The organism is Propionispira raffinosivorans DSM 20765 (assembly GCF_000381065.1).
In the GTDB taxonomy this organism is placed as follows: domain Bacteria; phylum Bacillota; class Negativicutes; order Selenomonadales; family Selenomonadaceae; genus Propionispira; species Propionispira raffinosivorans.
This window is the reverse complement of the sequence record NZ_KB905848.1, coordinates 68292-88457: the sequence shown is the minus strand read 5'-3', so window position 1 is coordinate 88457 and position 20166 is coordinate 68292. Positions and strand designations below refer to the sequence as shown.

Here is a 20166-nt window from a genome sequence, read left to right as displayed (position 1 = left end):
CTTCATTTTAATATGGGGCGTTTTTTTATGCCTTAAAACGACAGTGCGTGTTCAATTTGATCTAGTGCTATCGTCATTTATGGAAGTTTTTGAAAACATATTTAACGGAGACCAGATAGGAATATAAACCTGTTTTGGCGAATTTATGTAATAGATTTTAGATAATCATGAAGAAATTTTTGTTATAAAGAGTTGGGGGCTTGGCAAATGACAAAACAATATTATCTCAGTTTTGATGCAGGAACACAAAGTGTAAAAGTAGCAGTATATGATGAAAATATGGAATGCATCGTGCAGGTATCCAATCAAACAACTTTGACCTATCCACAAGCTGGCTGGGTTGATATGAATGCGAATGAATATCTTGCTTTGACAAAATTGGGTATGAAACAGTGCGTGCGGCAATTAAATGAACGCGGGATTGATCCGGGGCTCATTAAGGTTATTATGGGGGATGGAATTATTTGTGGAATTGTTGGTATTGATGAGAACGGTCAGGCTATTACACCTTACATCAATTATTTAGACTCAAGGACGCAAAGTGATGCGGCAATGCTGCAAGATCTGAAATTTGAAATTTGGGGTAAAGAAACGGGAAATGCTGAACCCTTATGCATGTTTCCAGCATTGCATGCCCGGTGGTTATTGACTCATAATAAAGAATTTCAGACTAAAGGCAGGAAGTTTGTTCATAATGCCCCCTATATATTGCTCAATTTAGCTGGTCTTAAGAGTGCCGACGCTTTTATTGATTGGGGGTCTATGTCAGGCTGGGGGTTGGGCTATAACGTATATGAAAAAGAATGGTCCGATGCACAGTTATCTATATTGGAAATTAACAAAATTTATATGCCTAAAATTGTAAAACCTTGGGACATTATTGGTACTTTATCGGCTGAAGCAGCTTGTGAAACTGGGCTGCCGGAAGGGATATCTATTTGTGCTGGAGCTGGTGATACGATGCAGTCCATGCTTGGCAGCGGTGTTTTTGAAGCAAATAAAGCGGTGGATGTTGCGGGAACCTGTGCGATGTTCTGTGTTTCGACGAATGGAATTATTCCAGAATTAAGCCGTAAGGGCAGTGGTCTGATTTTTAATAGCGGTACACTAGAAAACACCTATTTTTATTGGGGATTTGTCAGGACGGGGGGGCTGGCACTGCGTTGGTTTAAGGACAGTATCTGTCAACAAGCTGGAAATGACCATTATTATGAAACGTTAAGTCAAGGGGCGGCTAAGGTGACTCCGGGCTGCAATGATGTGATTTTTTTGCCGTATTTGACGGGTGGTTATGATGAATTTTCGAGTGTCAAAGGCTGTTTTCTAAACATGACACTTGATACCAATCAATTTGTCTTATGGCGGGCAGTTCTAGAAGCGATTGCTTACGATTATCGAGAAATTACCGATACATATCGTCAATCTGGAATCAAAATTGATCGAATTACCATTACGGAAGGTGGTAGCCGGGACCCCCTTTGGAACCAGATCAAAGCGGATGTTATGAATAGTGAGACAATTACGTTGGAGACTGCTAGTGGTGCGGTACGAACAAATGCTATCATTGCGGCTTGTGCCGTGGATGAAAACCGAGATTTGATGGAGATGCTTACTAATAATTTGAAAATAACCAATACATACATTCCTAAACAAGAAAATTTTGAAATTTACAAGCAACAGTCAGAAAAACAAAAAGATTTATTGCATAAACTAGGTCGATGAGTGAATAATTATAAACATCAAATGATTTTTTTGACCGTAACTTTAATTGATACTCTTCATTATATTTACAGATTGACAATTGCTTCTTGCCCCTGTAAGATTTAGATGTCTTTAGATATTTATTATAGATATAATCTTCATGGAAAATATGGACAATAAAGATTCAATATCATAAGAGAAAGTACCGTGAACCAATGGGATGTGATAACAATGTGTAAGGCAAAGGAAACAAATGAGGTAGTAACGAATGATTTGTTGAATGAAGAACTCTTGACCGCGTATGAGGAACTTACGGCTTCCGAAGAAGAGCTGCATCAACAATTTGATGAATTATTAGTAAAAGAAGAAGCAATTTATCAACAAAATACGGTGCTCAATCTACTACACGATATAGCTATCAATCTTATGTCTGACCTAAAGCATGATGATGTATTGCAGAAAATAATGGATGGGGTGCGAGATCTTTTCGGTGCTCCAAATAGGTTCGTATACTTTGTGGATGCAGAAATACGAACTTATACAGTAACAATCGGGACGGGTGTTTTTAACGAGTTAGACAAAGAAGGTATTCTTACGAAAGGTCTTGTTGGGCAAGCCTATCGAACTGGAACCGTTGCCACAGTGAAAAATTATAATAGCTGGCCGGAGCGTTTAGCGAATCCTATCTTTGATACGATATATTACGTTGCATTAGTTCCATTAAAAAACAAAGATAAAATGATTGGAGCAATCGGACTGGCTTTTTCCGAGCCGGAGCGGATTTTGTCGGAAGAGGAACTATCTTTGTTTCAACGTTTCGCGGATCTGGCATCGTTCGCTTTAGGCAATGCATTGTTATTAGCTTCTTTACACACTGAAATTGTAGAACGTAAGCAGCTGGAGACAGTGTTATTAGATAGTAGAAATATGATGATTTTGGCGGCTGGTTTGGCTAACTTGGGTGTATGGGAATATGATTTAGAGACAAAACTTTATCATTTCAACGATGAGTTTTATGCTGTTTATGGTACGAATGTAGCTCGTGAAGGACAATTTATGTCGTTTGATACTTATGTTAGAGAGTTTGTACATCCAGAAGATATCTGGATGTTTGAAGAGGAACGACAAGTCTATTTTTCTGATGGCAAAGTCCCGCTTAAAGACGTAGAACATCGTATTATTCGCAGGGATGGTATCGTGCGAAACATTCTTGTTCGGCGCAATAATATCAAAGATGCGAAGGGGGAAATCATAAAACTCTATGGTACAAATCAAGATATAACCGAAGTGCTGCAAGTTGATGCGGAACGGAAAAAGCAGGCGAAAACTATTAAGCATATGGCTTATTTTGATTCATTGACAGGTCTGGCAAATCGACACTCTTTAAATGAATGGTTGAAAAATGAAATGGAAGGAGCTCGCTCAGGCAGTGCGGTTGGTTCTATTTTGTTCATTGATTTAGATGATTTAAAGATGATAAATGATACGTATGGCCACTCTTATGGAGATAAGATTATTTATACCGCGGGAACTCGGATACGTGATAGAGCGGGTAAAAATGCATTTGTTTCCCGTATTGGCGGCGATGAATTCGTTGTGATTTTGCCAGGGGCGTATGATCGAGAAAATGTGCGAAAACTTGTCCAACAGATTAGTAAATCTATCGGGAAAGAACAAGAAATTTTCGGCGGACAATTTCATATGACTGCCAGTATTGGGATAGCTTTTTATCCTGATGATGGCGATACCGCAGAAGAACTCATTAAAAATGCAGACAATGCAATGTATGCAGCAAAAAAAGAAAGCAAGGACTGCTGGCGTTTTTATACAGAGAAAATGCAAAAAGATGCCTATGAAAAAATGCGGTTGACTGGTAGTTTGCGGCATGCATTGGAGCGAAATGAATTTTCACTTGTTTATCAGCCACAAATTTCTGCGATTGATCGAAAATTGATTGGTTTTGAGGTGCTTTTACGTTGGAATAGTCCTGAATACGGGAATGTGCCGCCGATGCAATTTATTCCGCTGGCAGAGCAATCGGGTCTGATAAACAGCATTGGAATGTGGGTGCTGCGTGAGTCTTGCCAATTTGCTAGACGCTTATCAGAGCAAGGCGGATCGGATATACGTGTTGCGGTAAATATATCTTCAAAACAAATCGCTGTTGATGATTTTATTGTTGGTGTTTGCAATGCTGTTAATGCAGCAGGGATTGACCCGCAACAGCTTGAACTTGAAATAACCGAAAGCGTATTGATTCAGTCGATGGAGGATGCTATTGGTAAGCTGGCCCATCTTAAAGAATTTGGTGTAAAGCTATCTTTGGATGATTTTGGTACAGGTTTTTCGTCTTTGACGTATTTGAGGCAATTACCCGTCGAAACAGTTAAAATAGATAAGTCTTTTATTGATATGATAACAAGCGATGTGCAAGGAGCAAAAATCATTGCCTCTGTTATCAATATGGCACATGCGATTAATATGAAAGTTGTCGCTGAAGGTGTGGAGACCGAGGCACAACTGGAATATTTATTAGATAAGGATTGTGACATTATCCAAGGCTATATCTTTAGCTGTCCCATCGTAGAAGCAGCGGCATTGAAATTTTTAGCAGATCATAGTGAAGTTTAATTGCTAGCTTAACGTTATTGATTGAAAATATTGCTGGGAGCATATTACAAATTTAAGTATTTACAAAATAGTAGATAATATGCTAAAATAGCACATGTATCTAAGGTACATAATTGGGGTTATAGCTCAGTTGGTTAGAGTGCTTCGTTGACATCGAAGAGGTCACAGATTCGAGTTCTGTTAATCCCACCAATAAATTCAAGGTTTCGCTCATTGCGGAGCCTTTTTTGTTTGCCTTTTGACGACAATTTGCCAATAAATTACCTGAAGAAAATGGTAGCGCATAAACAATCTTGCCAATCCAAAAATTTGATTTGTGAAAATGAATATAGGGGGACAAATAAAAAGAAGATGATTTTTTGCTCGGAAAAATTGTCAGGTGAAAAAATTTTTATACAGAGCGAAAAACGATGAAAGTGCAGCGAACTATACGAAATTCGTAGAGTTCAATCATATCAAAAATTATAGCCGGAAGAGTATCTCCTGTCAGTGAAAAGATGTTTTGGAAACATCTGCAGAGAAAATTATTGAAACCAGTAATAGATACGCAAGCAATATGGTTCAGTTAATATTCAAATGTTTGCTGGCAGAAATGTCGATGTGCTCAAGATTAATAGCGGTCAGATGTAGAAGCCAGAGGTAAAGGCAGAACGGCATATTTAAGAGAACAGAGAGTTGCTATCTTGGTTGAATTTGATTACAATAAAGGTATAGTTGGTAATTCAATCAAATGTTGCAATGAACGGAGGGGATCGTATGACAATCGAGGAACTGTTAAAAGGCGAAGGTAAAAATATCGAATTTAAGCGGCAGTTGCCAGAGAAAAGCGAAAAATACATCAAGACGATAATTGCCTTTGCCAATACGGCTGGCGGCAAGCTTATTGTCGGGATAGATGATGTGTCTAGATACGTGATTGGCGTAGAAGAATCCTCCGTTTTTCAAATTATGGATGCTATCGCCAATGCGGTGGCGGATATGTGCGAGCCACAAATTGTACCGGACATTTCCTTTCAAACGATCAATCATAAGTGCATCGTGATCATTGAAATATATCCAGGCTCGAATCGGCCGTATTACATCCTCTCGCAGGGGCGGGATAAAGGTACATATATTCGTTTTGCAGGAACTACAAGGCCAGCAGATGCTTTCCGCATTAAAGAACTCGAGTTGCAGGGATCGAACCTGTCGTATGATGAAATGATCTGTATAGGATATGAAATCACGGGTGAAGCAGTGCAAAAATTGTGCGGTGATATCCGTAAATACATGCTGGAAGATGCCGTTACGGATGAAGCCAAAAAGGTGATAAAGCAAGTCACGTTGCTTCATCTTGAAAATTGGGGCCTTGTGAAGCGGATAGAGGGCAAACTTCTCGCTACAAATGCTTTTGTATTGCTGACAAGTGATAAATTTCGCTTTTCACGCATACAATGCGCTCGGTTTAAAGGAACGGAAAGAGTTGTATTTATCGATAAGAGAGAATTTACAGGTCCTTTGTATGAGCAGGTTGAAGAAACATATCAGTTCGTCTTGAAGCATATTAACCTCGGAGCTCAAATAGACGGTCTGGTTCGCAAGGATATTTATGAGCTCCCAGTGGAAAGTATCCGCGAAAGCATTGTGAATGCAGTTACCCATAGAAATTATATGGAAAATTCTTGTATCCAGATTGCTGTATTTGATGACCGAGTGGAGATTACTTCACCGGGCATGCTATATGGTGATTTGAGTATCGAGACAATAAAGCAGGGAAAATCAAAAATCCGCAACAAAGGCGTTGCGGAAGTTTTCAATCGTATGAAGATCATTGAAGAGTGGGGAACCGGGATTAGTCGGATCATAGCTGGCTGCCGGGATTACCATCTTCCAGATCCTGAGTTTCTTGAGATTGGAGATAGTTTTCGGGTTAATATTTTTCGGAAACAAGAAAGTAGCCAAGAAAGTAGCCAAGAAAGTAGCCAAGAAACTGTGGTGGAGAATTCATATCAAGATTTGAATGCGACACAGATTTCGATGTTGCATATGATGAAAGAAGATGAAATTCTGAGGCAGCAGGACATAGCGTTGGCATTGAATTTGTCTTTGGGAGCAATAAAAAAGAACGTGCTCATATTGAAGGGAAAAGGATTTCTTGAAAGAACGGGCTCAACAAAGAAAGGCCGATGGATTGTCCATTAAGATAAAAACACAGGGAAAAGCATCGCGGACATTGAATTTTGTCTATGATTGAACAAAAGGGCGGGATAGCTTATGATTTTATGCATTGTAAATGCTTCATGCAAAGCCGGTTAAACTAGACGATAGTTGCATGAAGCATTAAAATAGTCGTCGATTATGCCGGTTTTACTTTTAAAAATTGATGATAAATTTTTAAGTAAAGAAGGCTGGAAAAATGAATTATAAAATAATAGATATGGATAAATACTATCGACGTGGTGTATTTCACCATTTTTCCGAGGATTGTAAGTGTTCGGTGTCTATCAGTAGTCGATTGGATGTTACAGAACTTGTTGTCTATTCAAAACAAAAAGGAACCAAGTTTTATATTGATTTTTTGTATATTCTCGCGAAGGTACTGAATTCGCGTGAGGATTACCGATTGGGATATTTGTATGAAACAGGTCAGGTCATCGTTTATGATAAGATCAATCCAACACAGTATATTTTCCATGAGGATACGGAAACCTGTACGCCCGTGTATACGGAATATTTCCCCGAATATCAGAATTTTTACGAACGTTGTATGGCAGATATTGTACAGGCAAAAGAATCACGGGAATATAGTCTTGATATGGCGAACCATCCAAACTACTTCGATGCCTCCTATATCTCATGGCTGTTTTATGATTCTTTGAATTTGGAACTGCCGGATGGTTACCTTTATTTTTTGCCGATCGTGAACTGGGGCAGATATCGCGAGGAGAATGGACGTCTTATGATGCCTGTTAGCGTGCGGTTGAACCACGCGACGGCGGATGGCTATCTTTTGGCCAAGGTGTTTTTGCTGCTAGAAAAAGAAATAGAAGCATTTTTGCGACAATGTGATTAAGAAGTGCGAAAGAAATGATGGTTCGTTTGCAAATGCGAGCCATTTTTTCTTATATTGAGCATGAATTTCAGACCATTACGGATTAAAGAGTCCGTGATGCAAGGGCGAAATTTGTTATACTTATATAGAAGGTTATAGGAGGGGATCTGTTGCAAAACAAAAAATCTATAGTAGCAGTGCTGTTGCTTTTCTTTATTTTATTAAGTGCAGGGGGAGCTTATATTGGAGATTATTTTGTTGATTTTGCGTTAAAAAGAGGCAATGCGGATGATCCATTGGCTATTCCGGCAGCCTGTCAAAAAATATTAGATCCGAATGTAAAGCCGCAGGCAGCTCTGGATTTTAGAAAAGAAATATGGCAGGAAATTTCGTTTGATGGGCTCAAGTTAACCGCTTCTCATTTTAGTCCGAAAGAGAAGAGCGATAAATGGGTGGTTGTAGTACATGGTTATGGCCGATCACAAAATAGTGTTTTGGATATTGCCAATCAATATTTAAAAAATGGGTATCATGTGCTTATGCCAGATTTACGAGCCTCTGGTGAGAGTGAAGGCATTTATCTTAGTATGGGTTATTTTGAAAGTGATGATGTGAAATTATGGATTGACCAGATCGTTCCATCCGATCCTAAAGCAGACATTGTTTTACATGGTGTATCCATGGGAGCCGCGACGGTTATACAGACAGCATCAAAACCTTTACCAGACAATGTTAAAGTGGTTATAGAAGATTGCGGCTATACGAGTGCCTATACAATGTTTTCATTGCAGTTGAAGAAGCTTTATGGTTTACCCGCTTTTCCAATTATGGATTTTGTTAATGTTTTATGTAGAATTAAAACAGGTTATTATTTATCTGACGCAAATCCGCTTGCTGTTATCCATAAAAACCGTATACCTATGTTATTTATCCATGGCGGAAAGGATGGACTGGCACCTTTTAGCATGATGCTGCAGTTATATGAGGCAGCGAATTGTGAAAAGGAAAAATTAGAAATTGCCGAGGCAGGACATGCCGATGCACGGAACGTCGATCCAGTCGCTTACTATAAAAAAGTTTTTTCTTTTATTGATCAATATATTTATAAAAATGGTGGATATTAGGGGGAATGGAACAAAGAAGTTTATCGAAAATCAAAGGTATTTTATTATTGTAAAAACTTGACATATAAAATAAAAACTGTTAACATGTAATAAGTTTGATAATTCAAACAGCGGGCAAAGGTGACCTGAAACTGAATTCTTTTAATTTAGTTCCTAGGTCATCTTTTTGTATTTCACCCTTATTGGTATACCGGTATACCAATAAGGCAAAAGAAAGGAGTAAAACTATGTACCAACCTTTGAATAAAGTGAATATGAAGGGTGATGGCAGCTTATATCATCAAGTTATAGATAATATTCGCAATCTTGTATTAAATGGAAAACTAAAGGTAGGCGACAAATTGCCTTCGGAGCGCGATTTAGCAGAACTGTATGGAGTTAGTCGTGTTCCAATACGTGAAGCCTTAAAGACACTAGAGTTTTTGGGGATTGTACAAAGTATTCGTGGTGATGGAGTATATATTCAAAATATACAAGCAAAAAATTTATTGGAAAATGTTGAATTTGCTGTGCAGGATGACAGTGATTTATTACCAGATCTTTTTGAGGCGAGGACCGCTATAGAAGTGAAGGCGACGCAGTTAGCTGCTTTGCGTAGAACGGAAGAGGAACTTGAAGAAATGTTGGAGGCTGTATTAGATATGGAACGCGATTTGTTATTGAATCGTGATGCCAGTACATCTTCTTATAGATTTCATGTAGCCATTATAAAAGCTTCACATAATCGGGTATTATATCGTATTCATGATAATCTTTCGGGTCTATTAAAGCTGTCTCGTCAAAAATCATTGTCAGTGAAAGGCCATAGTGAAGTCGCTTTGGATTTTCATAAACAGTTATTAAATAAAATTCGAGAGCAGCAGGCAGAAGAAGCAGGAAAGTTAATGGCTGAGCATTTATATAAGGCAAGTCTAGTGATTGACAATGAAAAAAATAGCAATAATCATGGAAAGTAGATGGTGTTAATATGGCTATAAGTATCGCAATAGTAGTTGTTGCCTGGGTCGTTTATATGATTATTAAAAAGTTTTATCCTCAAGCAGTACTCTTAACAGCAGGTATGGTTCTTCTTTTTGCAGCCTGTTTATTAGGGCATACGCCGATTATGGAAGGAAAGCAGTCTTGTGGTTCTGATTTTTTTGATATTTTTAATACGATAAGTGTTTTGCTTAGTTCGCGAGTGGCTGGTTTGGGGCTCACGATTATGTCTATTGCAGGTTTTGCCAAGTATATGGAACATATTGGTGCAAGTAAGTCTCTGTTTACTTTGGTTGCATTGCCTATAAAACATATCAAATCACCATATATCTTATTGGTATTCAGTTTTTTTATCAGTCAGTTTTTGGTTGTGTTTATACCAAGTCATGCAGGACTTGGTTTGCTGCTTATGGTGATGCTGTACCCGATATTAATACGATCTGGTGTCAGTAAACTTTCTGCATTGGGCGTAATTGGCTGTGCACAATATATGGATGTGGGCCCGGGTTCGGGTAATGCAATACTGGCAGCAAATATCTGCGGGTTAGAGCCATCTGTATATTTTGTAAATCATCAACTTCCCATTTTTTTTATAACAACCTTAATTATTGGTATTACACATTTTTTTGTGCAAAAATGGTGGGATAAAAAAGAAGGGTTTTGTGGACATGAATATCTAACTGAGATTACGGAACAAGATGAAAACTGCCCACCACTTGTTTATGCTGTTCTACCAATTATTCCGATGATTCTTATCTTGGGTTTTAGTCCGATCTTTTATAGTAAGATTAAAATGGATGTTGTTACTGCAATGTTTTTAAGTACGTTTATTAGTATGGTTTTTGAGTATGTAAGAAGCAAAGATTTCCGATCTGTTTTGAAAAGTTTGCAGTACTTATACGATGGGATGGGAAAAAGTTTTGCTACTGTAGTCAGCTTGATTGTTGCTGGCGAAGTATTTGCTGCTGGGTTAACTAAAATTGGTGCTGTTGACATACTGACATCGAGCGTGCAAAACTTAGGTTTTGGTATACATAGTTTAATTATTTTATTTTGTATAGTTATTGCTGGTTGTGCTTTTTTAATGGGATCAGGAAATGCAGCATTTTTCTCATTTGCGGCTCTTGCTCCTAAGATTGCCGCTGTAATGCACATTGATGTTATTACGTTGGTATTGCCAATGCAGATTATGACAAGCTTTGGCCGTGTTGTATCACCAATCACAGCGGCAATTGTTGCCATTGCCGGAGTCGCCGACGTATCACCTGTACAAGTTGTTAAACGAACAGCAATTCCTATGGCAGTAGCCGCACTTATAAATGTGGTGTTTATATTTATTAATTTATAGAGGAGATGTTTTAATTGAAATGTGCAAAATGTATTCAAAAAAAATGCTATTTGGAAGGACAAAATTGTACTAAAATTACGGTTGATGATGTAAAAGATGCTTATACTGGTCAGCAGTTGGATATTATGAAGGCAGCTGCCTGTACGGAGGGGCGCTTTTATAATAATCTAACTCGGTTAGAAGAAACGAAAGAGTTCTGTAAATTAATGGACTATAAGAAAATAGGCATAGCTTTTTGCATAGGACTTAATAAGGAAGCCAAACTGATAGAAGAATATCTTGCTAAAACATTTGAAGTATATTCTGTTTGTTGTAAAGTTTGTGGTGTTGCCAAAGAAAATTTAAATTTAGAGCAAATTAAAAAAGGTGCCCGTGAAACGATGTGTAATCCATTAATGCAAGCCGAACTGCTCAAAAATAAAGAGGTAGAATTTTTTATTACAGTAGGTCTTTGTGTTGGACATGATGCACTTTTTACAGGAGCGGCAACTGTTCCTGTATCTTGTCTTGTCGCGAAAGATCGCGTACTCGCGCATAATCCGCTTGGGGCTGTGTACTCTCGTTACTGGCGGAAAAAACTTGGCATTCCATTAGATGATGAAGTATAGTAAATCACTAAATAAAGACAGGAGAGAAGATATATGATAAAGCATAATTTTGATGAATTGATTAACCGTAAAGGTACTGAATGTAAAAAATGGGATACTTATGCAGATGATGTAATTCCTATGTGGATTGCAGATACTGATTTTAAGTGTCCACAGCCGGTTATTGATGCTATGGTAAAAAGAGCGGAGCATGGTATTTATGGATATCCTGTCAATGATAAAAATTTTGAAGAAGCCATCGTTAATTGGCAGAAAAAAAGATTTGGCTGGAAGATCGAAGCGGAGTGGGTAGAATATACGCCTGCCGTTATTCCTGCTATTGTATATGCAATTTATGCTTTTACAAATCCAGGCGACAATATTGTTATTCAGATGCCAGCGTATCATCCGTTCCATGCTATTATTCCGAACAATGGTAGACATATTCTTGGTAATAACCTTATTTTACAGGAAGATGGTAGTTATGAAATTGATTTTGAAAATCTGGAATCGCTGCTCAGTCAAAAACGAACGACTATGTTTCTTTTGTGCAGTCCGCATAATCCGACAGGAAAATGTTTTACCAGAGAGGAATTGAATAAAATTTCTGAACTTTGTTTGAAACATAATGTATTCGTTGTTTCCGATGAGATACATTCAGATATAATTTATAAAGGAAGTAAACATATTCCTTTTGGGAGTCTTTCACAAGAAGCTGCTGATAACTGTGTGGTTTGTGTCAATCCCAGTAAAACTTTTAATATAGCGGGTGTAAGAACAGGCGCAGCTGTAATACCAAATCGTCGTAATCATGATTTATTTTATGCACCACTTGAAAATCTCAAAGCATATGGCAGGACAATCTTCGGTACGCTGCCAATCGAAATCAGCTATAATGAATGTGACTATTATGCTGATCAATTACTTGAATATCTGGAAGGTAATCTTGAATATCTTCAAAAGTTTCTTGCAGAAAAAATACCGAAAATAAAAATTGGTCACCCGCAAGCTACATATTTAATTTGGCTGAATTGCAAAGACCTGAATATGGAGCCAGCGAAGCTGCAGAAATTCTTTATTGAAGAAGCTAAGGTAGCCATGAATGAAGGTTCTACATTTGGCGATGGTGGTGCTGGGTTTATGAGAATGAATATTGCCTGCCCGCGCGCAAGATTAGTTAAAGCACTTAATCAAATAGAGAAATCTGTAAATATGCTATAAAAGGAAAATTTTTACAAAATAGTAGTATGGATAAGAGATGACAAGTTTTTGTTGAAAATTAAAAACATATAGGATGCTTTATTTTATGAGAGAGAGGCTTCAGTATGAAAAACACGTTGCAAATTCGTTTGACAATTTTAATAGCAGTCTTTTCTTTTTTTGCTGCATTGGTAGTGGGTAGTGTAAGTACATATATGAATGCTGCTGCTACCACGCAAAACATATTTAGCAGTAATGAAAATATTACGGGTCAAATTGCTAAGGAAATTGAACAGTTTGTTAGTAGTGATAAAACTTTAATAGAAACGTTGGCATTATCGCCGACAGCTTATTCAATGGATGCGGCTAAGTTTCGTGAAATGATTGTTGTGGCTCAAAAAAAGAGTCCGGAATTTGAAACTATGTATGTGATGAATCAAAGTGGTATGCAAATTGCGAAAACTACGAATAGCTCATTGAACAATAAAGCCGATAAGGATTACTTTACAAATGCGATTCAAGGGCAGACCTATATAACAAATTCATATATTTCTCAATTAACAAATGCACCAACGATTACGATTTCTACCCCTATTAAGGATGTGAATGGGAATATTGTCGGTGTATTGGCAGGCGATGTTAGCTTGAAATCAATTGGAGAACTTGCTCAAAAAATTGTAATTGGTAAAACAGGGTATATAGATGTTGTTGACCAAAAAGGAGTGCTTTTGGCACATCGTGATGAGGAAAAGGTGAAAAAGCAGGAAAGCATTGCGACCGAAGCGTATGCACAAGCAGTAATAAATGGAAAATCCGGAGTTCAAGAAGGAATGTCTTCGACAGGTATTTCCTCATTAATTGCCTATGCTCCCATCAACAATTACAATTGGGGCGTAATTTCCTATCTGCCTAAAAGTGAAATTAATAGTGTGATTTATCACAGTGTAATGGTTATGGCAATTTTAGTATTTTTAGTCTTGCTAATTGCGGTCGCAGCAGCTATATTTACAGCCAAAGGTATAGCACGTCCACTGAATGAGCTTGTTAATGGGGCTGTTAAAATCGCTGAAGGTGATTTAAATCAAAAAATTCAAGTGACTGGCGTGGAAGAAGTTAATCAACTTGCTGTATCGCTGGAGCGGATGCGTCAAGATTTGCGACATATTATTCAAGGAATAATGAGTTCGTCCGATCAAGTGTCAGCCGCATCGGAAGAACTTACAGCTACAACAGAGCAGTCAACACAGGCAATTGGTTTATTAGCTGATACGATTAGTGAATTAGCACACGGTGCTGATAAACAAGTAAGCACAATCGAAACGGCATCCTCTGTTGTAGAACGAATGTCTGCAGGAATAGAGGAAGTGTCTGCCAATGCTACGACGATGACCACTATTTCTGAGCAGGCCGCGACGTCGGCAAGCGGCGGTGGGAAATCGGTAGAAGCAGTTATGACACAGATGAATACGATCGAAGAAACGGTGGAAGCTTCAGCCCGAGCTGTTAGTAAGCTCGGTGAGCGTTCGCAAATGATTGGTCAGATTGTGGAAACCATATCTGGTATTGCTGGACAGACAAATTTGTTGGCGCTGAACGCGGCAATTGAGGCTGCGCGTGCTGGAGAACAAGGCCGAGGGTTTGCTGTAGTGGCTGAAGAAGTACGCAAATTAGCGGAACAATCTCAAGAAGCGGCCAAGCAAATAGCAGAATTGATTATTGAAGTGCAAAATGAGACTGAAAAAGCGGTGGAGGCCATGAATAATGGCACGCGGGAAGTCAAGATAGGCAGTGAAGTAGTAGATACCGCAGGAAAAGCGTTTACTGAAATTGTGGGGCTTGTAGAGCGTGTTTCTAGTCAAGTTAAGGGGATTTCATCTGCTATGCAGGAAATGGCCAATGAGAGCGAAACGATTGTAAACTCCGTATGCGATATTGACCGTATTAGCAAAGCTGCTGCCGGACATACACAAACTGTATCTGCTACAACAGAAGAACAGTCGGCATCTATGCAGGAGATTTCGAATGCTAGTCAGTCTTTAGTGAAAATGGCTGAAGGATTACAAGATGCAGTTAAACGGTTTAAACTCTAGTTTATAAAAAGAAAGCTGTATTTTATTAAATAGGTAATAATATACTAAGGAATAAAATTTATTCTTTTTAAAAATATAAAAACAGCCGCTGTTGATATATATTCGTTTTACAAGTATAAATCAACGGCGGCTATTTTTTTATTATTTCTTTTTAGGGATTATGTAAAAGGTTAAGTGTAAAAAATATATTAAAGTACTTCATGTACAAATATAAAATCTGTTATACTATACAGAGAATTGTCAAGAGTAAATAGCTTCAAGAATGGCAATGGAAATATGCAATAAAGGGGAAATAAGCGTGCGTGCAGTAGTTACAAGAGTCCAAGAAGCAGCTGTTGTTATTGATGGAATTGTTAATGGACAAATTAAGCAAGGTTTTTTAATTTTATTGGGGATTGCGCCAGAAGATACAGAAAAAGAGGCCATTAAGCTGGCAGATAAAATTTGTGGCACAAGGGTTTTTGAAGATGAAAATGGTAAAATGAATTTGAATCTTGAAACTGTGGGCGGCGAACTTTTGATTGTTTCGCAGTTTACGCTTTTTGCTGATTTAAAGAGTAGAAGACCTGGATTTTCTGCGGCTGCTAAACCGAGTATTGCCATTCCGTTATATGAACAATTTATAAAAGAATGTCAAAGCAAAGGTTTTCATGTTGAACATGGTGAATTTGGTGCAGATATGAAAGTATCGTCAATAAATGATGGTCCTGTTACACTTTTGTTTGATACGGATCATTTGTAAATTTTAGACTACTGTTAAAGTATGTTTGAGAAAGGTGAGAATATGCAATCATCTAAAGTTTTTTATGCATATTGCTTGACGAAACTGGGTGCTGTGGAGGATTATCCTTTTGGACCGGATGTAATTGTTTTTAAGATTGGTGCTAAAATGTTTGCACTTATGGCTCGGAGGAATAATCAAAATGTTCTTTCATTGAAATGTGATATAGACTATTCATCGATACTACGTCAACAGTATGCAAGTATTACGCCAGGGTACCATTTAAATAAGCGATGCTGGAATACATTAATTCTGGATGGCAGCATTCCAGAAAAAGAGATTATAGCTTTGATCGATCATTCCTATAATTTGGTTTTTAAATCACTTTCCCGTAAGGTGAAAGCAGAATATGTTACGGATTTTTAAAATCAAAAATTTTTCAGTAAATAGCAAGGGGCAAACAGGTTTATGCTGTTTGCCCCTTGCTATTTATGTACAATTAGTTTAGTTTTCGTTCTTCGGCAAATTTGGCATAATGCTCTAAGATCATATGGGCTGTTTCTTCAATCGCACGATTTGAAACGTTAATTACTAAACAGTGCATTTGATGCATGATAGATTTTGAATATTCGATTTCTTCGGAGATGCAAGCTATTTTCGCATAGCTTGCATCAGACATTAAACCAATGGCCTTTAGGCGCTCAGTACGAATTTCATTGAGTTTACCTGGATCGACAATTAAACCGACAATTTTATGCGGCGGCACGCGAAATAATTCTTCAGGTGGTGTGATGCCAGGAATCAAAGGTACGTTGGCAACTTTAAGCCGTTTATGTGCCAAGTACATGCTGAGTGGTGTTTTTGAAGTTCGTGATACACCGATTAATACGATGTCAGCCTTGCGTAAACCCAAAGGACTTTTGCCGTCATCATATTTTACGGCAAATTCAATTGCTTCAATTCGTTTAAAATATTCTTGATTGAGTGAATGCATTAATCCTGGTTGATTTTTTGGTTCAAGTCCGGAAAGTTTTTGTACTGCCTGCAGCATGGGTCCTAAAATATCTATCGTTTCGACATTATATTTTTGAGCGAGTTGATTGAAAGCCTCGCGTAGATTTGGCGAAACGAGGGTATGGCAAGTTAAGGCTTTTTGTATGGAAACTTCTTGCAGTGTACTATCAATTTGCTCCACGGAATCAATATAGGGAACACGTACAATATCAAAATTTCCTAACCCAAATTGACTAATGGTTGCCCGAACTACCGTGTCAGCTGTTTCACCAATTGAATCGGATATGACATAAATAATAGGTAATGCAGCTATGATAAATCACTCCTTTTTCCTTCCGCTAGATCAACAAGGACCCGTGTCAGATTTGTTTTGGTCAAACGTCCGACGATTTTATAAGCTCGACCGCCTTCTGGTGAAAGTTGGACAACAGGCAGTGAATCCACTTCATTTTCAATGATTTTTCGGGCGGCTGAAACAACCGATTCATCGGATGTGGTTACGATCAATTTTGCCAGCGGTGTCATGACCATTTTGACCGGTATTTTTGCTAAATCGTCACCAGGACCAAGCGCGGCTTTCAATAAGTCTTTACGTGAAACAACGCCAGTTAAAATTCCTTGTCCTTCGACAATAAAAACACTGCCGACATCTTCTAAAAACATAGTAACAACAGCATCATAAGCATTTGCTGTTGTTGGAAGAACAACGGGTACAGATTGGATTTCATGTACTTTTATAGTATTTAATTCTTCGGTAAAAAAAGATAGTAAACTTTTTCCAGTATAAAAATAACCTACTTTGGAACGTGAGTCGAGTAGGCCGCTCATAACTAAAATTGCCAGATCCGCACGTAGTGCAGCACGGGTGACATGGGTTCGTTCGGCGATTTGTTCTCCGGTCACAGGACCTTCGTTTTTAGCAATTTCAACAATTGCACGTTGCCTTTCTGTTAATGAAATGTTTAGCCACTCCTTTCATACGGGGATTTTCAGTAAGTACTTTTATCATAACATATTTTGCTGAAAAGTTCTCAAAAACCCGTTGCAAAGTAAATCTCTGGCAACGGGCGTGATGAGTTTATAAAATTATTGCTTTACCAAGTATAATCTTCTTTATCAATACGACCTCGCCCCGTGAGTGATTCAAGTATAATGCGCTGCTCGAGCTGGGCGACATTTTTCTTGGTTTGGCCAACCATGTCAGGATTGACCGAAATGGAATCAATGCCACTATGAATTAAAAATTCTGTAAAATCAGGATATACACTGGGTGCCTGACCACAAAGCGAAACTGTTTTTCCATCTTTGTGAGCTATATCAATCAGATGACGAATGGCACGTTTAACGGCTAAATTACGTTCATCAAATAGATGTGAAATTGTATCGTTGTCACGGTCACAGCCCAATACCAGCATCGTAAGATCATTTGATCCGATCGAATATCCATCGACGAATTGATTAAATTGATCGGCAAGGATGATGTTGGCCGGGATCTCCGCCATCAGCCATACTTTGAAATCAAGACCTCGTTGCAATCCTTCTGCAGCCATGAGGGCTGTGACTTTTCTAGCCTCTTCGACAGAACGGCAAAACGGAATCATCACATGCAAGTTTGTTAAGCCATATTCTTCACGTACTTTTTTTATTGCTTTGATTTCCAGCTTAAAAGCCTCCGTATACTTTGGGTCGTAATAGCGGGAAGCACCCCTCCAACCGAGTAAGGCACTTGGTTCGTGTGGCTCATACTTGTCACCGCCTTTCAGGTCACGATATTCACTGGATTTGAAGTCACTAAACCGCAAGGTTACAGGGCGGGGCGACATAGCCTGACAAACCTTCTGCATTCCTTCGGCAAGTTTATCAATCGCTTCTTGCGCTCGACCGTCTTCAATCATATATAAGGGATGCTCATGAATATATGTAGTCCAGATAAATTCTTCTCGCATCAGACCAATACCATCACAAGGAAGTGTACTATATTTTTCGGCTAAATCGGGGTCGCCGAGGTTCATATAGATTTTAGTTCCAGTAACGGGAAATGTTTCTGACGGTGTAACATTTTGCTGTACCGTCTTTTCAGTTTGTTCATCTGATTTTATTAAGTTACCAGCATAAACAATGCCATGAGCTGCATCAACTGTGATGACGGTATTGTTTTTTATGCCTAGTGTACCGGCAATGCCACAGCTTTTTGTGCCAACAACGCAAGGAATACCAAGTTCCCGGCTGACGATCGATGCATGGCAAGTCATACCACCGGCGTCGGTAATAATTGCTTTCGCTTTTTTCATGACAGGCACCCAGTCCGGGGCTGTCATTTCAGTGACGAGAATTTCACCATCTTTAAATTGGTCGATCATCGATGGATGGCAAATTACACGAGCAATACCTGATATGAGTCCGGGACTTGCTGGCATGCCCTTGACCAGCACTTCACGTTTTTTACTGTTTGATTCTAGTTCTTTTGCTGCTTTTTGTATCGTTTCCTTGTTTCGCCATGACCAAACGGTTTCAGGTCTGGCCTGCAAAATCCACAATTGATTTGTTCGTTCATCTATTCCCCATTCAATATCCATATAACAGCCATAGTGTTTTTCAATCGCTAGTGCATATTCAGCTAACTCACATACCTGCTTGGGCGTAAGAACAGCAGCATCAATTAAATCGGTAGGAACAAGTTTTTCTTCGCAGCCGCCATCTGGCATGCGGACGAATTGAATCTTTTTCTCGTTAATCGTATGTTTGTCAATACGTAATGTTTTTTTATCAATTAGATAACTATCGGGTGTAACCATACCTTGAACTACATATTCACCAAGTCCCCAGGCAGCTTCGATTAATATATGAGTATCATCGCCAGTGGCCACATTTACCGTAAACATAACACCGGCTGCTTTTGAAAAAACCATCATTTGAATGACGGCACTCAAGGCTACTTCTAAATGATCAAAACCTTGTTTAGTCCGATAGTATACGGCACGATCCGTAAAAGTTGAAGCATAACATTCTTTTACTTTTGCTATAACATCCTCAGCACCACAAACATTTAAGTACGTTTCTTGTTGACCAGCAAAACTTGCATCAGGTAAATCTTCGGCTGTTGCACTGGATCGTACTGCCACAAATGGTGTGGCTTCACCTTTTTTTTCACCTAAGTCATGATAGGCTTTATCGATAATATCGGCTAGATCCGCTGGCATTTCTTCTGCCATAATTGCAGTTCGGATTTTTTGGCTGATCTGGCGGAGCTGCGGCCCATTTTCTACATCAGTTAATTGATTTAAAAGATCGGATATTTTTTTATCTAAGCCACTTTTTTTCATAAAATAACGATAAGCATATGCCGTTGTGGCAAAACCATAGGGAACTGGTACAGCTGTTTGTGAGGTCATTTCACCGAGAGAAGCAGATTTTCCTCCTACAACATCCACATCGTTTCGATTAATTGTTTCAAACCAAAGTAACAAAGCATTTTCCTTTTCCATGAGATACCTCCATTATTTAAAGTGTATACTAATTAAACTATTTACTCCTATTAGTATACACTAATAGGAGTAAATAGCAATATAATTTAAATATAAAAAATCGCACAGAAAAATCTGTGCGATTTAAAAAGGAGTTAAAATTGAAACTTTGGAGTCCAGAAACATAAGATTAATAGATGTGGATTACTAATCTCAAGTTTTATAATAAAGCATTTTTGTGACAATTTGATGACAAATTCATGAAGATTTTCCTGAA

General features: G+C 38.4%; 15 protein-coding genes and 1 tRNA gene. 13 read left to right on the top strand and 3 right to left on the bottom strand.

All coding sequences use genetic code 11. The annotated features are described in order from the left end of the window. Positions 1-207 precede the first annotated feature (207 nt). From F606_RS0109610 to F606_RS0109545, 13 genes are all read left to right on the top strand, one after another. On the top strand, positions 208-1722 hold the full coding sequence (locus tag F606_RS0109610; RefSeq protein ID WP_019553676.1) for an FGGY-family carbohydrate kinase: 1515 nt from the start codon (positions 208-210) through the stop codon (positions 1720-1722). A 210-nt stretch (positions 1723-1932) separates the two neighbouring features. Beyond that, positions 1933-4332, top strand: coding sequence for a bifunctional diguanylate cyclase/phosphodiesterase (locus F606_RS22305; protein ID WP_019553675.1), 2400 nt, complete (start codon positions 1933-1935; stop codon positions 4330-4332). A gap of 115 nt (positions 4333-4447) precedes the next feature. Continuing rightward, a tRNA-Val gene (locus F606_RS0109600) sits at positions 4448-4524 on the top strand. A gap of 564 nt (positions 4525-5088) precedes the next feature. Then, positions 5089-6513, top strand: coding sequence for an ATP-binding protein (locus tag F606_RS23655; RefSeq protein WP_019553673.1), 1425 nt, complete (start codon positions 5089-5091; stop codon positions 6511-6513). A gap of 214 nt (positions 6514-6727) precedes the next feature. Continuing rightward, positions 6728-7384: a CatA-like O-acetyltransferase, family 3 gene (locus tag F606_RS0109585; protein WP_019553672.1), complete on the top strand. Its 657-nt coding sequence runs from the start codon at positions 6728-6730 to the stop codon at positions 7382-7384. Positions 7385-7533: 149 nt separating this feature from the next. Beyond that, the gene (locus F606_RS0109580) at positions 7534-8487 is read left to right on the top strand and encodes an alpha/beta hydrolase (RefSeq protein WP_019553671.1); all 954 of its coding nucleotides are present in this window, start codon (positions 7534-7536) and stop codon (positions 8485-8487) included. 227 nt (positions 8488-8714) lie between these two features. After that, positions 8715-9443 (top strand): FadR/GntR family transcriptional regulator, encoded by a 729-nt coding sequence (locus F606_RS20925; RefSeq protein WP_019553670.1) that lies wholly within the window; start codon positions 8715-8717, stop codon positions 9441-9443. Positions 9444-9454: 11 nt separating this feature from the next. After that, positions 9455-10813, top strand: a complete 1359-nt coding sequence (gene dcuC, locus F606_RS0109570; protein WP_019553669.1) for a C4-dicarboxylate transporter DcuC — start codon at positions 9455-9457, stop codon at positions 10811-10813. Positions 10814-10827: 14 nt separating this feature from the next. After that, positions 10828-11421, top strand: a complete 594-nt coding sequence (locus F606_RS0109565; RefSeq protein ID WP_019553668.1) for a DUF1847 domain-containing protein — start codon at positions 10828-10830, stop codon at positions 11419-11421. Positions 11422-11454: 33 nt separating this feature from the next. Further along, positions 11455-12621 (top strand): MalY/PatB family protein, encoded by a 1167-nt coding sequence (locus F606_RS0109560; protein WP_019553667.1) that lies wholly within the window; start codon positions 11455-11457, stop codon positions 12619-12621. A 104-nt stretch (positions 12622-12725) separates the two neighbouring features. After that, positions 12726-14690 (top strand): methyl-accepting chemotaxis protein, encoded by a 1965-nt coding sequence (locus tag F606_RS0109555; RefSeq protein WP_019553666.1) that lies wholly within the window; start codon positions 12726-12728, stop codon positions 14688-14690. Between the two features lie 298 nt (positions 14691-14988). Further along, positions 14989-15432 (top strand): D-aminoacyl-tRNA deacylase, encoded by a 444-nt coding sequence (gene dtd, locus F606_RS0109550; protein ID WP_019553665.1) that lies wholly within the window; start codon positions 14989-14991, stop codon positions 15430-15432. 42 nt (positions 15433-15474) lie between these two features. Then, positions 15475-15837, top strand: coding sequence for an MmcQ/YjbR family DNA-binding protein (locus F606_RS0109545; RefSeq protein ID WP_019553664.1), 363 nt, complete (start codon positions 15475-15477; stop codon positions 15835-15837). Between the two features lie 73 nt (positions 15838-15910). Here the strand turns inward: F606_RS0109545 and F606_RS20920 are convergent, their stop codons facing one another. The 3 genes from F606_RS20920 to ppsA all read right to left on the bottom strand — a co-directional run bounded on the left by F606_RS20920 (position 15911) and on the right by ppsA (position 19910). Next, a complete protein-coding gene (locus F606_RS20920; RefSeq protein WP_281166764.1) occupies positions 15911-16711 on the bottom strand; it encodes a pyruvate, water dikinase regulatory protein in 801 nt (266 codons plus the stop codon). A gap of 23 nt (positions 16712-16734) precedes the next feature. Then, entirely contained in the window at positions 16735-17358 is a 624-nt protein-coding gene (locus tag F606_RS0109530; protein ID WP_281166763.1) for a helix-turn-helix transcriptional regulator, read from the bottom strand. A 161-nt stretch (positions 17359-17519) separates the two neighbouring features. Next, a complete protein-coding gene (gene ppsA / locus F606_RS0109525; RefSeq protein ID WP_019553660.1) occupies positions 17520-19910 on the bottom strand; it encodes a phosphoenolpyruvate synthase in 2391 nt (796 codons plus the stop codon). Positions 19911-20166 lie beyond the last annotated feature (256 nt).